13 protein-coding genes and 1 tRNA gene are annotated in these 13,194 nt (G+C 46.9%); 9 read left to right on the top strand and 5 right to left on the bottom strand.

What is annotated here, in order from left to right; genetic code table 11:
* Positions 1-15 precede the first annotated feature (15 nt).
* Positions 16-735, top strand: coding sequence for a helix-turn-helix transcriptional regulator (locus tag ACJJI0_RS10245; RefSeq protein WP_444885789.1), 720 nt, complete (start codon positions 16-18; stop codon positions 733-735).
* Between the two features lie 302 nt (positions 736-1,037).
* Here ACJJI0_RS10245 and ACJJI0_RS10240 read toward each other — a convergent pair whose 3' ends face one another.
* Positions 1,038-1,397 carry a hypothetical protein gene (locus tag ACJJI0_RS10240; protein WP_444885788.1) on the bottom strand — a complete coding sequence of 120 codons (360 nt, stop codon included), beginning with the start codon at positions 1,395-1,397 and terminating at the stop codon, positions 1,038-1,040.
* A gap of 207 nt (positions 1,398-1,604) precedes the next feature.
* Positions 1,605-2,078 (bottom strand): LabA-like NYN domain-containing protein, encoded by a 474-nt coding sequence (locus tag ACJJI0_RS10235; protein WP_444885787.1) that lies wholly within the window; start codon positions 2,076-2,078, stop codon positions 1,605-1,607.
* A 668-nt stretch (positions 2,079-2,746) separates the two neighbouring features.
* Between ACJJI0_RS10235 and ACJJI0_RS10230 the strand changes: the two genes are divergently transcribed.
* Both ACJJI0_RS10230 and ACJJI0_RS10225 read left to right on the top strand, forming a co-directional pair.
* Complete coding sequence (locus ACJJI0_RS10230) at positions 2,747-2,974, top strand: hypothetical protein (RefSeq protein WP_152452121.1); 228 nt, start codon at positions 2,747-2,749, stop codon at positions 2,972-2,974.
* Between the two features lie 43 nt (positions 2,975-3,017).
* Positions 3,018-3,275: a hypothetical protein gene (locus ACJJI0_RS10225; protein ID WP_444885786.1), complete on the top strand. Its 258-nt coding sequence runs from the start codon at positions 3,018-3,020 to the stop codon at positions 3,273-3,275.
* Between the two features lie 341 nt (positions 3,276-3,616).
* On the opposite strand, the gene ACJJI0_RS10220 is transcribed toward ACJJI0_RS10225, so the two are convergent.
* Complete coding sequence (locus ACJJI0_RS10220; RefSeq protein WP_444885785.1) at positions 3,617-4,048, bottom strand: GFA family protein; 432 nt, start codon at positions 4,046-4,048, stop codon at positions 3,617-3,619.
* Between the two features lie 354 nt (positions 4,049-4,402).
* Here ACJJI0_RS10220 and ACJJI0_RS10215 point away from each other — a divergent pair, with 354 nt between their 5' ends.
* Both ACJJI0_RS10215 and ACJJI0_RS10210 read left to right on the top strand, forming a co-directional pair.
* Positions 4,403-4,951, top strand: a complete 549-nt coding sequence (locus tag ACJJI0_RS10215; RefSeq protein ID WP_444885784.1) for a hypothetical protein — start codon at positions 4,403-4,405, stop codon at positions 4,949-4,951.
* Positions 4,952-4,981: 30 nt separating this feature from the next.
* Entirely contained in the window at positions 4,982-5,230 is a 249-nt protein-coding gene (locus ACJJI0_RS10210) for a hypothetical protein (protein ID WP_444885783.1), read from the top strand.
* Between the two features lie 590 nt (positions 5,231-5,820).
* On the opposite strand, the gene ACJJI0_RS10205 is transcribed toward ACJJI0_RS10210, so the two are convergent.
* Together ACJJI0_RS10205 and ACJJI0_RS10200 are read right to left on the bottom strand one after the other, a co-directional pair.
* Entirely contained in the window at positions 5,821-6,774 is a 954-nt protein-coding gene (locus ACJJI0_RS10205; protein ID WP_444885782.1) for a RexA family antiphage protein, read from the bottom strand.
* A 762-nt stretch (positions 6,775-7,536) separates the two neighbouring features.
* Positions 7,537-7,623, bottom strand: a tRNA-Leu gene (locus ACJJI0_RS10200).
* A 178-nt stretch (positions 7,624-7,801) separates the two neighbouring features.
* Here ACJJI0_RS10200 and queA point away from each other — a divergent pair.
* The 4 genes from queA to secF all read left to right on the top strand — a co-directional run bounded on the left by queA (position 7,802) and on the right by secF (position 13,095).
* Entirely contained in the window at positions 7,802-8,875 is a 1,074-nt protein-coding gene (queA, locus tag ACJJI0_RS10195) for a tRNA preQ1(34) S-adenosylmethionine ribosyltransferase-isomerase QueA (RefSeq protein ID WP_444885781.1), read from the top strand.
* A 14-nt stretch (positions 8,876-8,889) separates the two neighbouring features.
* On the top strand, positions 8,890-10,008 hold the full coding sequence (gene tgt, locus ACJJI0_RS10190) for a tRNA guanosine(34) transglycosylase Tgt (RefSeq protein ID WP_444885925.1): 1,119 nt from the start codon (positions 8,890-8,892) through the stop codon (positions 10,006-10,008).
* A gap of 205 nt (positions 10,009-10,213) precedes the next feature.
* On the top strand, positions 10,214-12,082 hold the full coding sequence (gene secD, locus ACJJI0_RS10185; protein ID WP_252084939.1) for a protein translocase subunit SecD: 1,869 nt from the start codon (positions 10,214-10,216) through the stop codon (positions 12,080-12,082).
* A gap of 11 nt (positions 12,083-12,093) precedes the next feature.
* Entirely contained in the window at positions 12,094-13,095 is a 1,002-nt protein-coding gene (gene secF / locus ACJJI0_RS10180; protein WP_444885780.1) for a protein translocase subunit SecF, read from the top strand.
* The last annotated feature ends 99 nt before the right edge of the window (positions 13,096-13,194 follow it).

Raw genomic sequence — 13,194 nt, 5'->3', positions numbered from 1 at the left:
TAATATCCTTACAAAATGAGTGTTCGCCTTCGACAAGACGCCATCGTGCGCAGCCTTCGCCGAAATGGTACTTCTACGATTGCTGACTTAGCAAAAGAGGTCGGTGTATCCAGGCGTACAGTGTTGCGTGATATTGGCGCACTGCGCGATGAGGGCTTTGTTATCCATTCTGACCCTGGTCCTGGGGGCGGCCTGCAATTAGACCCGCAATCGGTCCAAACCACAGCGCGCCTCTCGGTTGCCGAGGTTTTTGCACTCCTTATCAGCGTTGCATCAATGCGTGCGGCCGGGAATTTACCTTTTTCGGGGCTTGCAGATACTGGGCTTGCCAAAATAGAGAAGGCTTTGCCACCGGACAAAGTACGTGATTTACGCCGATTTTTAGACTGCTTATATATCGGTAAGCTTTCACCACACGTAGACGTATCAAATATTCAGGAAATGGAGCCCGCGCTGCTCCCCACTTTCGAGACAGCTTTTCTCCAGCGGTTACAACTAAGCTTCCAATACTGTGATGCAAAGGGATCTGTAACCAGTAGGGTTGTTGAGCCACAGGCGATGCTGATTTTACCACCTCTATGGTATTTGGTAGCTTGGGATCCCGCACGCAAAGACTTCCGTCATTTTCGAATGGACAGGATCAGTAAACCGGAGTATCTCAAGGGCAAAACATTTCGACGCCGACATGTTTTATTCGAAGGTAGTGTTTCTCCAATTCGGGATTTATCTCGTTAATCTTTACGAACGTGCAAAAGCTAATCTTTCGGTTTTTTTTCGTTTTTAGAGTAAAATACTGTATTTATTCAGGCTTTTTTATAAGAGTTATGAGTGCGTCATTACGAAATAAGTCAACAATCCATACTAAGCCTTTAAAAGTTTCTGACTGTTTTCACTTAAGCTTATATCTTTCCCATTGATATAGTCTGAATAATCTTTACAAGGTTTGTGACATCATACTTCTATTGATCGTTCAAGTAATCGTATAGATATGATTATGTCAGTACGGAGATATATTCCTGTTCTATTTCTGTAACTCGTTATTGACGGCACACTCCTTTAGTCTCTATTACATACTGGGCAACTCTCAAGCTGTTTTTATAGGTTATACTTGCGACACAAACAGTATCACCTATGCTTAGATTCAAATCACTAACTACCTGAATCACACTCCTATTATTCAGCTCTACATTATATGAATACTCTAGCGTCCCCTTTCTACCTGCACCAGAAAAACCATGGTGATATTTTGATGTAATTCTGCCGTTCTGTTCTATTACCTTTTCAGTATTACTCGCTAGGTTGATTACGTGGAGCAGAACTAATAAAAAAAAGAGAGTTATTAAAGCAAATCCTTTCCATTCATCATAATAAAACTTCAAAAGTTTGATTCTTCGCATTAGCTAGCCGTATAATTTTCGAAGTTTTTATTTGTTTAATTGAATTGTAGTCACAGAGAGTCAAGTGTATCGGGGATCATACTTCCCGTATGAAATTTTCAAATTAGCACCAGGCTCATTTTTTGATGTTTGGCTATGGAACTTATACTGGGGTCTTGTAGTTGCATATTAGCCTATAAAAGAGCCGTATACTTAGATAGATAGTTGTTAAAGTAAAAGCTTGTTATCAATTGGAATAAATTTACTTGCCGCGTTGAATAATGTGGCAGCTGTCAACTCTGGTACGCCATATACTTCAACTTTTTTGTCTCTACCTAATCTGAGCTTATGCACAAGAATATCAAAGTCACCATCACCTGAAACTAAAACTATAGTGTCTACTAAGCTTGAATATTCCATTGCATCTATCGTTATCCCCACATCCCAATCACCTTTGGCGGAACCATCGGACCGTTGAGTGAAGGGTTTTAACTTCACTTCAAAACCGATAGATCTTAAGATATTTTGAAATTGATACTGTTTTCTATCGCCACGGTCGATGGCGTAGGCAACGGCTTTTACGACTTTCCTTCCATTAGTTGCTTCAGACCAAAACTTATTGTAATCAAAGTTTCGTTTATGGATTTGCCTGCATGTGTAATAAACATTCTGCACGTCAACAAGAATGGCAACCTTTTCCATTTGATAATCCAATGATGTTAAAAGCCTGATACTAAAAATAGCGATATTAAGTGTTATTACTTAAGTGAGTACTTTATGTTGCTAGCCTTTCAATTTCAAGTGACAATTGTTAGCCAATACTAAATTTTGAATGTTCTGGATTATAAAAACAGGATATTAAAAATGACAGCATGTATTGGCAAAGTGATGGTATATAAATTCAATGCTGAGCAAACTGAACGATTGGAATGCCTTCTACCATTAGTGAATAATTGTGCTGATCGACCAAGTTAGCGCTATCTACTCAACGATATAAACCAAGATAAGCTAGTGAGCGCTTAAATCGGTTATTCAGGTTGTATTTCAGAAAATCTGTTTCTCTTAATAAGTAGAGTAGCGTTGAATGGAGTTCAGTCTCCCTTGACTACTTGCAATTGGTGCAGGGCTGCCTTTCTGAACGACCAATTTTTAGTAATGTTATTTAGCGGTTTTTCGTCGTTTTGACAGATCCCAGTATATTCCGTAACTCATTTAGACCTCAAAAATCTTCAAGACCCCACTTTGTAATAACAGATTGATTTTCAGCCTATTCAGGGCTCATTAAGGGTGTTGAGTTCATTGTGGGTTGACAGAGGGGGATCACCATATTTTATACTGTATGCATGTACAGCGGTTTGATAAGGGTAGTCATGGGAACCAGAAGCATCATTTTCGACGGAGAGCCTGTCCGGATTTGCCGGTATCGTTCGGATTATGACAACCGAGCAATGTATGCTATCTGTATGCTGAATTATACGAAGTACGTGCGCAGCTTTTCAGTATCTGTAGGTGTAAATCTGCGCAAGGAGTTGGATCTGACATTGACGCAGATGCGGGAGGTCGAGCGCAGTATGGATTGGCTGGCAGCCCCTGCATAAGGATGTAAGGGCTTAAGCAGTTTTATCGAAAAGGAGATAGATCATGGGAAGAAAGATCAATCGATTCGCAATTTTTGCCGAACGAATTCATTTGATGAATGGCGGTGCAAAAAGTTTTAGGGATTCTGCACCCACAGAAGAAGCCGCCATGGATCTGGCAGAAGAAATTGCTAAGTCTGAAAAAGCGGTGTTTTATTCTTGGCTGCAAATTCTCGATATTATGACTGGTAACTATACCGAGTATTCAATCAAGACCGGTGGGGTGTTGGAGGAAAGAGAGTGTCCGGATAGTAAAAACTGAATAGCTAATTAATGACACCCTCTGGTTTCAGTCAAGTTCGATAAAAGTGAAGAGGGCATCATAGAAGGGAGCCTTAACCGTTGCGAGAGTGGCCAGGAAACCCCCTTTCCTGAGAGGTTGTTTTACTGCCAAAAGGCTATTAGCTATGTTGTTTTGCACTGTTCCAATTTTAATTTTAGCTGTCACTAAAGTCGATATTTTCACTTAGGTGACAGCTCACTTGCTATTTAAATTGATTATTTTCGGTCAGATAGGGGTTGAGCCTATGACCGAAATATTAATTTTATGTTTCTTTTCTTCGTTTAGACCTGTGGTTTTCTCTCAGTCAAAAAAATAATGATTTATTTGTAGTCATTGACAAGCTGCCCATTTGATGACCCCTTGAATTGAGGATGTTCGTCATCAATTTCGTAAAAATCAGATTTTTCTCCGGTGAAAATATGCCCCATTGTTTTCAACCCGGTTGGGCCATCGAGTGATCCTGCAATAATTCCAGTGGCATCGAGGTTAAATGGCTCCCAGAAGAGGCTTGAGCCACATTGCTGACAGAAGCCTCTGCGGGCTACTTCTGATGTTTTATACCACGCCAGCCCGTTATCTTTTGTTATCTTAATATTGACCTTGCGAGCCTTTGTGTGAGGGCCGAAACTTCCATGCAACTTTTGACACATACTACAATGACAGTTAACTACGTTGCGTAGTGGCCCTTTAACCTCGTACCGCACAGCTCCACACAAGCAACCACCGGAAGTAATTGTATTCTCACTATTCATATATTGAGCCTGTAGATGTAAAAGTTGACTTAAACTAAGAATCTAAATTAAGTATGCTTTTTTATTATCGACAAGATGATTTGTTTGAATTGTAAATGCAGATCACACAACGTGATGTAAACATAAATGTTGGTAGCTTGGCTAGTTATTTATCCGTCCTATTTCGATATAAATTACGAGATGGTAGAGGTTTTTCATTTGATTGCTTGCCTGTTTTTTGTACCGCTATCGCTGCACTATGCAGGCAATGGCTGATGAGCCATTTGTTCGTACGGTGTTATCGCACGGGGTAGGGCACCTAGTACTCGACCGTGGAGTTTAATGTGGCAGCAATGCGACTCAGTGTGACTAAAAGTGGATGACAGCACAGACTGGAGCCGGGAAACCCACGGGGATATACGTGAGAAATCATTACGCAGGATTACAGAGGCCGCGGAAATAAAGACAAACTGTGACAGCGAACACCGACAAGTGCGGGAACATTCGGTGGAAGAAGTGGCCGGCGTAAAAATAATTGAAGTTCTTGGAGCTTTACGTTTCTTATCTGCTGGTGGCCTGAACTTGTCAGCCCTAGACAATCTAAATATTACAAGCGGCAGTGATATTAATATTTCCGTGGGGCGCGACTTAAAAGAACAGATCGGAAATATTCGCGAATCAGTGGCCAAGGTCCGCCAAGCTATCAAAGTAAAAGATGGCGGCAAGGTTTGGTTAGGCTGTGAATCTTTAAATGTGCTTAAAGTGCTAGAGGATTTAATCGGCGTCGTATCGGCCCTGGCAGCCACCATCGCTACACACACGCACCCCAGTAATGGAAAAAAACCGGATCAGGATGCGGCAATTAATGGGCACAAGAGCAGTGTGGATAGTTTGAAATCTCAGCTTAGCGCGGTTCGGGCCTAAGCGGGTTATACACTTAAAAGGAGAGAAGTTATGAATAATAGAGTAAACAGGTATGTCATTTTCGCAGAACGCGTTCACTTGATGAATGGCGGAGCAAATAGCTTTAGAGACTCTGCGCCAACTCAAGAGGCGGCAAAAGAGCTGGCACCAAAAATTGCTAAATCTAAGAAAGCGCTGTTTTATTCCTGGCTGCAAATTCTGGATATTGTGACGGGGAAGTTCACTGAATACTCGATTGGGAGGGGTGGGGTTTTGGTGGAGAGTAAATGCCTATACTGATGATTATGGAGCTATCTAAAGCTGGCATGCCTATGATCCTCCTTCTTTCTAATAGTCGGCAGGATTTACGGTAAGAGATTGTGATTAATAAAGAGTTAGAAAAATTCGCTTAATTTTGAAGTTGTTTTGTTCAGGTAGGAAGGGTTAGATAATATTCAAATTACAGTCAATGGATGATTGTAATTTGCATATTGATGGATTCGGAAGCTTCTTACCATTATTTTCCAAACATGATTCATTGATTCATTGATTTATTACTGATGTTGACAATTATTATTGTTAATAGAGCTATTTGTGCGAAATTATTTACAGTAGACATGAGGCCACATCTTAATGCCCATGAGGCATTAGTGCTTGATAATATAATAATGCCTAGAAAGAAAGTAATAACAAGACTAAATATTGCAAATAAATAAATAAAGAAGAACACATCAAGATATCCCTTGTGTTTATATTTCTTGAGTGTGCGCGTACCTGCAAAAGAAAACATAATAGTTATTACTGCAGCCAAGAAGCCTAGCATTGTAAATGCAAAAGTTGCAATTATTACTGCAACAGTTTGTTTCTCATCTATCAGGTTTAGATGTAAGTTAGGAAACCATTTCACCATTCTCAGATATATTGCATAGAAAAGTGGCCCAGGTGTCAGGGTTAGTATAGCTAGAAATAATTTCAGGGATATTTTCCTCGAACTCTCCATTTTCCCTATACTCCACTAGTTTGGTTTTTAAGAACTCATTTCCCGTCATTTTAGTTTCTAAAAGAGTCGGTATTTTAATTTCATTTGATTTGTCTACTTTATCACAAATTGCACCGCGGCCTACAAGATATAAATCTCTCATATTCGAGGCAGTTTCATCTTTGGCTTTCATTATCATTTTCTCAATTCCCGAGTCAGGAATTGATGATAAAAATTTATTTACAGTAGGTTTAATATTTTTTCTGCTCTTAGGTTTGATTATAATTTCGATGCCTTCAAGCTCAGTCGTGTCATTAGTATCTGCAGATACTAAGGCAAGTAAGTCCTGCGTAAAAGAATTGTCCCTAGTTAGCTCAATTGTTGTTCGGCCAATATGCTGTAGGGATAATGCTTCTTCTCTAGTGGCTTGGTATAACAAGGCTTGAGGTAAGAAGGTCCAGTTTGTAATTCCAAGAGCCACCAATAATTCATTTACATAATGTATGAAAATATCTGCTTTAGGGGCCAAATAGGTTGAGGCAAATCCAAAGTGATCTTCTTTTATGTGTAGGTAAGAAGTGAACCCTATATGTTCATCTTGCTCCAATAATGATGTTATCTCACCTACGGAGATGTTATTGGTATTTACCTTTTTAATTAGTTCATTGCTTCTAGTGGCTAAGAAGAAAAAAGTATCACCAATATGATGAATCAAGTAAATATGTTCATCATGGTGCCTAAAGCTGTTTTTAAATGATGTGTTGGCATTCTTGTAATATGCTTTCAAGAAAGGCCTTATATCAAACAGTACCTTCTTGCCTGTTTCATTGTTTTTTATGCAGTAACCAAAATAATTAACCTTCACCTTAATTCCTTATGCTGGTGATTTTAATGACCTGAAAACCCTGGAGCCAACTTTTAAAGAAATTTAATATTTCATTTTGCATTAAATCTAGAGCAAATTTAGCTTTACTTTCTATTGACGCATGACTAAACAAGTAGATCGACGTAGCTTTTTTGTATCCCTACATTTTCTCTGTTATTTGTCATTTTGTGAACCCCTTAAAGGTTAGGGGGTTCGTACCTTATTTATTAGATGGATTCAACCGCTTTTGAATGCCTATAAAAGGACTGATTACAAGCAAGTTTAGAGCTTAAACAGGGGGCAAATGGAACATAACTTTTCATTTGTTTCCATTGCTTTGTTGTGATGCACGTTAGTGCCAATTAATTGTTCGCACCATAAAAAGTACTTAAAAACTGCTGCAGTTTCCGCTACTCAAATTATATAGAGCATTATTTGCTCGGCAAAAGGGTTGCTGGGCACTCCTCCCCACGCCTGCCAATTTTGGGCGCTCTTTGAGTTGATGAAATGGCACATGAGGCTAGGGCCTGAGCTGGTGCGGGGTTTGGGTAAGAATTGGATTTCACACTTTGAAGAGTTACGAAGAGAGGTGAAAGGGTATTGCACAGCTGAAAGGCTAGGGGGGTGCAAAGTGTTAACGTGATTTTGCGTTGACTCTTTGTTGACACTTTGGCGTTAAAACCAACAAAACAGTCTTTTACAAAGTTGCCTACGCAGAAATGAAAAACCCGCGAAAGCTAGCGCTGACGCGGGTTTGAGATATGGTACCAGAGGCCGGACTCGAACCGGCACGCTTTTAAGGGCGGGGGATTTTGAATCCCCTGTGTCTACCAATTTCACCACTCTGGCACTTTCGCTGCTCGACCTTGGGGTCGGTGCGAAGAGGGCGTGATTATAGCAATGCTTTGGTCTGGGTCAACCAGTGATTTCAATAACTTAGCGCATTTTCTGTCGTCCCAGTTAACAGCTCCTAAAATTTCCTATAACCTTCGCGACCTCTCCATAGTTTCTAGATTTCCAGGATTCCATGCAGCGTCAGGACTTTGACTTTCATCTGCCCGATGAGCTGATCGCCCGCGCGCCTACTGAAGAGCGCCGTGGCAGCCGTCTTTTGTGTCTGGATGGGCCCAGTGGGGCCATTGCACATCGGCAGTTCCCAGATATTCTCGATCAGGTCCAAGCTGGTGACCTGATGGTCTTTAACGATACCCGGGTGATCCCGGCGCGTTTGTTCGCGCAGAAGGAGACCGGCGGTAAGTTGGAAATCCTGGTGGAGCGGGTGCTCAACGAGACGGATATCTGGGCCCATGTGCGCTCCAGTAAGTCGCCCAAGCCCGGTTCTGCCATCGTCCTTGAAGACGGCACCCGTATAGAGGTGACCGGCCGCAAGGATGCACTGTTTGAATTGTCCTTCCCCAAAGAAGAGGGTGTGCTGGCGATTCTGGATCGCCTCGGCCATATGCCGCTGCCTCCCTATATTGACCGTGAAGACGATGCCAGCGATCGGGAGCGCTACCAAACCGTATACGGCCGCAATGCCGGTGCAGTGGCCGCGCCTACTGCGGGGCTGCACTTTGATGATGAAATGATCGGTGCGCTGCGGGATAAAGGTGTCGAGGTTGTCTTCGTTACCCTGCATGTGGGTGCGGGTACTTTCCAGCCGGTGCGCGTGGACAATATTTACGAGCACCAGATGCACAGCGAAGTGCTGGATGTCTCCCAGGAAGTGGTGGATGCGGTAACCGCTTGCCGCGCGCGCAATGGCAGCGTGATTGCGGTGGGTACCACCAGCGTGCGCGCGCTGGAAAGTGCGGCGCGCAGTGGCCAGTTACAGGCCACCGTGGGAGAGACAGATATCTTTATTTATCCCGGTTATGAATTCCAGGTTGTGGATAAGTTGGTCACCAACTTCCATCTACCGGAATCCACCTTATTGATGCTGGTGAGCGCCTTTGCCGGGTACCAGCATACGATGGCCGCCTATAAGGCCGCAGTTGAGGAGCGTTACCGCTTCTTTAGTTACGGCGATGCCATGTTTATTACCCGCGATCCCAATGCCAAAAAAGAAGAAGTCGCACCAGCGAAAGGAGATACCCAGTGAGCCGCGAATGTTTTATGCAGTTTGAAGTGGATACCACTGATGGCAAGGCCCGTCGCGGTCGCTTGCGTTTCCCTCGCGGTGTGGTGGAAACCCCGGCGTTTATGCCGGTGGGCACTTATGGCACCGTGAAAGGCATGTTGCCGAGGGATATCGAAGGGATCGGTGCACAGATTATTCTGGGAAACACCTTCCACCTGATGCTGCGCCCGGGTACGGAAGTGGTTAAAGCCCACGGCGATCTGCACGATTTTACCCAGTGGTCCGGCCCGATCCTCACCGACTCCGGCGGTTTCCAGGTGTTTAGCCTGGGTGAGCTGCGCAAGATTACCGAAGAGGGGGTTTCTTTCCGCTCGCCGATCGATGGCAGTCCGGTATTCCTGGATCCGGAAGAATCCATGCGCGTTCAGCGGGACCTGGGTTCCGATATCGTCATGATCTTCGATGAGTGCACGCCTTATCCGGCCACCACCGATGAAGCGCGCAAATCTATGGAGTTGTCCCTGCGTTGGGCGGAGCGCTCCAAGAAGGCTCACGGCGATAGCCCATCGGCGCTGTTCGGTATTGTGCAGGGTGGTATGTACCCGGAGTTGCGCGATGTGTCCCTGCGCGGCCTGACTGAGATTGGATTTGATGGCTATGCCATTGGCGGCTTGTCTGTGGGTGAGCCGAAAGAAGAGATGATCAAGGTACTGGATCACCTGGCGCACAAGATGCCGGAAGATAAACCGCGCTACCTGATGGGCGTGGGCAAGCCGGAGGATATTGTCGAGGCGGTTCGCCGTGGTGTGGATATGTTCGACTGCGTCATGCCCACGCGCAATGCGCGCAACGGCCATCTGTTTACCTTTGAAGGCGTAGTGAAAATCCGCAACGCCAAGCACCGCCACGATACGGGCCCCTTGGAGGAAGAGTGCGATTGCTACACCTGTGAGAATTTCTCCCGCGCATACCTGCATCACCTGGATCGCTGTGGTGAAATTCTCGGTGCGCAGCTGAATACGATTCACAATTTGCGCCACTACCAGCGTCTGATGCAAAAGCTGCGCGACGCCATTGCCGCCAATGAGCTGGAGGCGTATGTCGCGGAGTTCTACCGCGGCCTGGGCCGCGAGGTTCCGCCACTGCAGGCCTAACCCTGTCGCACTTTTATCCTATCTGGGGCACAGTCGATCGCACGATTGTGCCCCTGTCATTTGTCCGTTCATTCGATCCCCGTATAATCGCTCCCACTTTTGTCGGCGGCTGTGCACCTTGCAATTTGTGTACTGCGCCCACATATCCAGGCAGATTGCCAAGATTTACCGGCCCTCGGGGTCACACTAGAACAATGAGAACAGCATGAATCGCTACCCGATCTGGAAGTACTTTCTGATTCTCGCGGTTGTGGCCTTCGGCCTGATCTACGCCGCGCCCAACCTCTACAAGCCGGACCCTGCGGTGCAGATTTCCGGGCAGTCCAGTGCCATGGAGATGGACGAGAACGTCCTCACCAAGGCACGCAAAGCCCTGGATGAGTCGGGTATTCCCCACTTCGGTGGTGAGGTGGGTGACAAGGCGATTTTGATTCGCCTCGAATCCATCGACCAGCAGCTACCTGCCAAGCGCGCGATTCAGGAGGCTCTGGGGCACAGCGATTACGTGGTTGCTCTAAACCTGGCATCGACTACCCCCCAGTGGCTCAGTGATATCGGCGCCAGCCCGATGAAGCTGGGTCTCGACCTGGCTGGTGGTGTGCACTTCCTGATGGAGGTGGATACCAACACCATCGTAAAAACCAATATGGAAGGCTATGTGCAGGATGTGAAAACCAAACTGCGCGCGGCCAAGGCCCGTTACCGTAGCGTTAACCTGATCGACGATCGCGAGATTGTGGCGCGCTTCCGCAACGAGGAGCTGCGCAGCCTGGCCCTTTCCACCATGCGCAAGGAATTCCCGCAGTTGCAACTGCGCGAGACCGGCAGTGGCGAGAACCTGGAAATCCGGGCCACCTTGTCTGAGCAAGAGATCAAGCAACTTGAGGATTACGCGGTTTCCCAGAACCTCACCACCCTGCGCAACCGGGTGAATGAGCTGGGTGTGGCCGAGCCGATCGTACAGCGCCAGGGGCGCAACCGTATTGTGGTGGAGCTGCCCGGTGTTCAAGACACTGCCGAAGCCAAGCGGATTATCGGTAAGACCGCCAACCTGGAATACCGTATGGAGGCCCGCCCCGATGAGCTGGTCACCAACAAGGAGTACTTCGAGTACCGCAGCGAGCGCCAACAGCAGATGTACGGCGGCGCCTGGCTGGAGCGCAAGATCATCATCAAGGGTGACAGCGTAACCAATGCGCGTGTCGGCTACGATGAGAGCGGTCTTCCCCAGGTGAATATCACCCTGGATTCCCGTGGTGGTGAGCTGATGCATCGTGCCACTTGGAAGAATGTCGGCCGCCGAATGGGCACCCTGTTTATCGAGACCCGTTTTACCCCGCAGACCAAAACGGATGCGGAGGGCAATGAGATTGTCGAGCAGGTTAGAACCGAAGATAAAAAGATTATCAGCCTGGCCACCGTGCAGAGCGCCCTGGGCAAACAGTTCCGTGTAACCGGACTGGACAGCCCGGCAGAAGCCCAGGAACTGGCCCTGCTGCTGCGCGCCGGTGCGCTGGCGGCTCCCATGTACTTTGTGGAAGAGCGTGTGATCGGCCCGTCCTTGGGTGCGGATAACATCAAGGTGGGTGTGCAATCGGTACAGATCGGTCTGCTCGCAGTCATTATTTGTATGCTGATCTCCTACCGGGTATTTGGTCTCGCCGCCAATATCGCCCTGGCGGTCAATATGATTCTGCTGGTGGCGGTGATGTCGATTCTCGGTGCCACCCTGACGCTACCCGGTATCGCCGGTATCGTATTGACCGTGGGTATGGCGGTGGATGCCAACGTACTGATCTTCTCGCGAATACGGGAGGAGCTCAGGAATGGGATGCCTCCCCAAACGGCGATTAGTGCCGGTTTCGATAACGCTTACAGCACCATTGTGGATGCGAATATCACTACCCTGATTGTGGCGGTGATCCTCTACGCTATCGGCTCCGGCCCGGTACAGGGCTTCGCGGTGACCCTGTCTATCGGTATTCTCACCTCTATGTTTAGTGCCATCATGGGCACACGCGCAATCATCAACTTGTTCTACGGCGGTCGCCGTGTACAGAAACTCTGGATTTAAGGAGGCTGGCCATGAGTGAGACCAAAGTGGAAAGCGGAAAGATTACCGAGTACATGGGCAAGCGCGTGTACGACTTTATGCGCTGGCGCAAGTTTGCCACCGTACTATCCGTTGTACTGGTGCTGGCTTCGATCGGGATACTGGCGGCCAAGGGCCTGAAGTTCGGTCTGGACTTTACCGGCGGTACCCAGGTAGAAGTGGGTTACGAGGTTACTCCGTTTATTAACGACGTGCGCACTCAGTTGGAAGATGCCGGCTTTGAGGGCGCCACGGTTGTTAACTACGGCTCCGATAACGAGCTGATGATCAAGTTGCCCCCAGAGGTAGCCGAAGAAGAAACTCGCATTAGCGCCACCGATCAGGAGGCCACAACACCTATTGGTGACAAGGTGGTAGAGGTTCTGCGTGCCGGTAGTGAGGGCACCGTCACCCTGCGCAGGGTCGAACTGGTCGGCCCGCAAGTGGGTGCCGAGCTGCGCGACGACGGCGGCCTGGGTATGTTGGTAGCGCTGGCACTGGTGATGATGTATGTGGCTTTGCGCTTCCAGTACAAGTTCTCGGTTGGCGCGGTAGCGGCATTGGGCCACGACGTCATTATTGTGCTGGGCTTCTTTGCTCTGATGGGGCTGGACTTCGATCTGACCGTGTTGGCGGCGGTGCTGGCGGTGATCGGTTACTCGTTGAACGATACTATCGTGGTATCTGACCGTATCCGAGAGAATTTCCGTAAAGTGCGCAAAGCAGAGTCGGAGGAGATTATTAACATCTCCATCAGTCAGACCCTGGGTCGTACCTTTATGACCTCTTTCACCACCTTGTTAGTGCTTTGGGCACTGCAGTTCTTTGGTGGTGAGCTGATCCACAACTTCTCCCTGGCGTTGATCGTCGGTGTGGTTGTGGGTACTTACTCGTCTGTTTACGTCGCTGCGAACGTGCTGATGGCATTGAAGATCAGCAAAGAGGATCTGATGCCGCCGGTGAAGGAAGGTGCAGAGCTGGAAGAAATGCCCTAATCGGGAAGAGCTTCCAAATAAAAAAGGCCGCTGTTTAGCGGCCTTTTTTTATCCCGATTATTCAGTCACTGATAAGTAAGCACTGCAATCGGGGTTTTC

The organism is Microbulbifer mixtoriginis (SeqCode) (assembly GCF_052466695.1).
The sequence above is the reverse complement of the archived record's forward strand: the minus strand, read 5'-3'. Positions and strand labels throughout refer to the sequence as shown.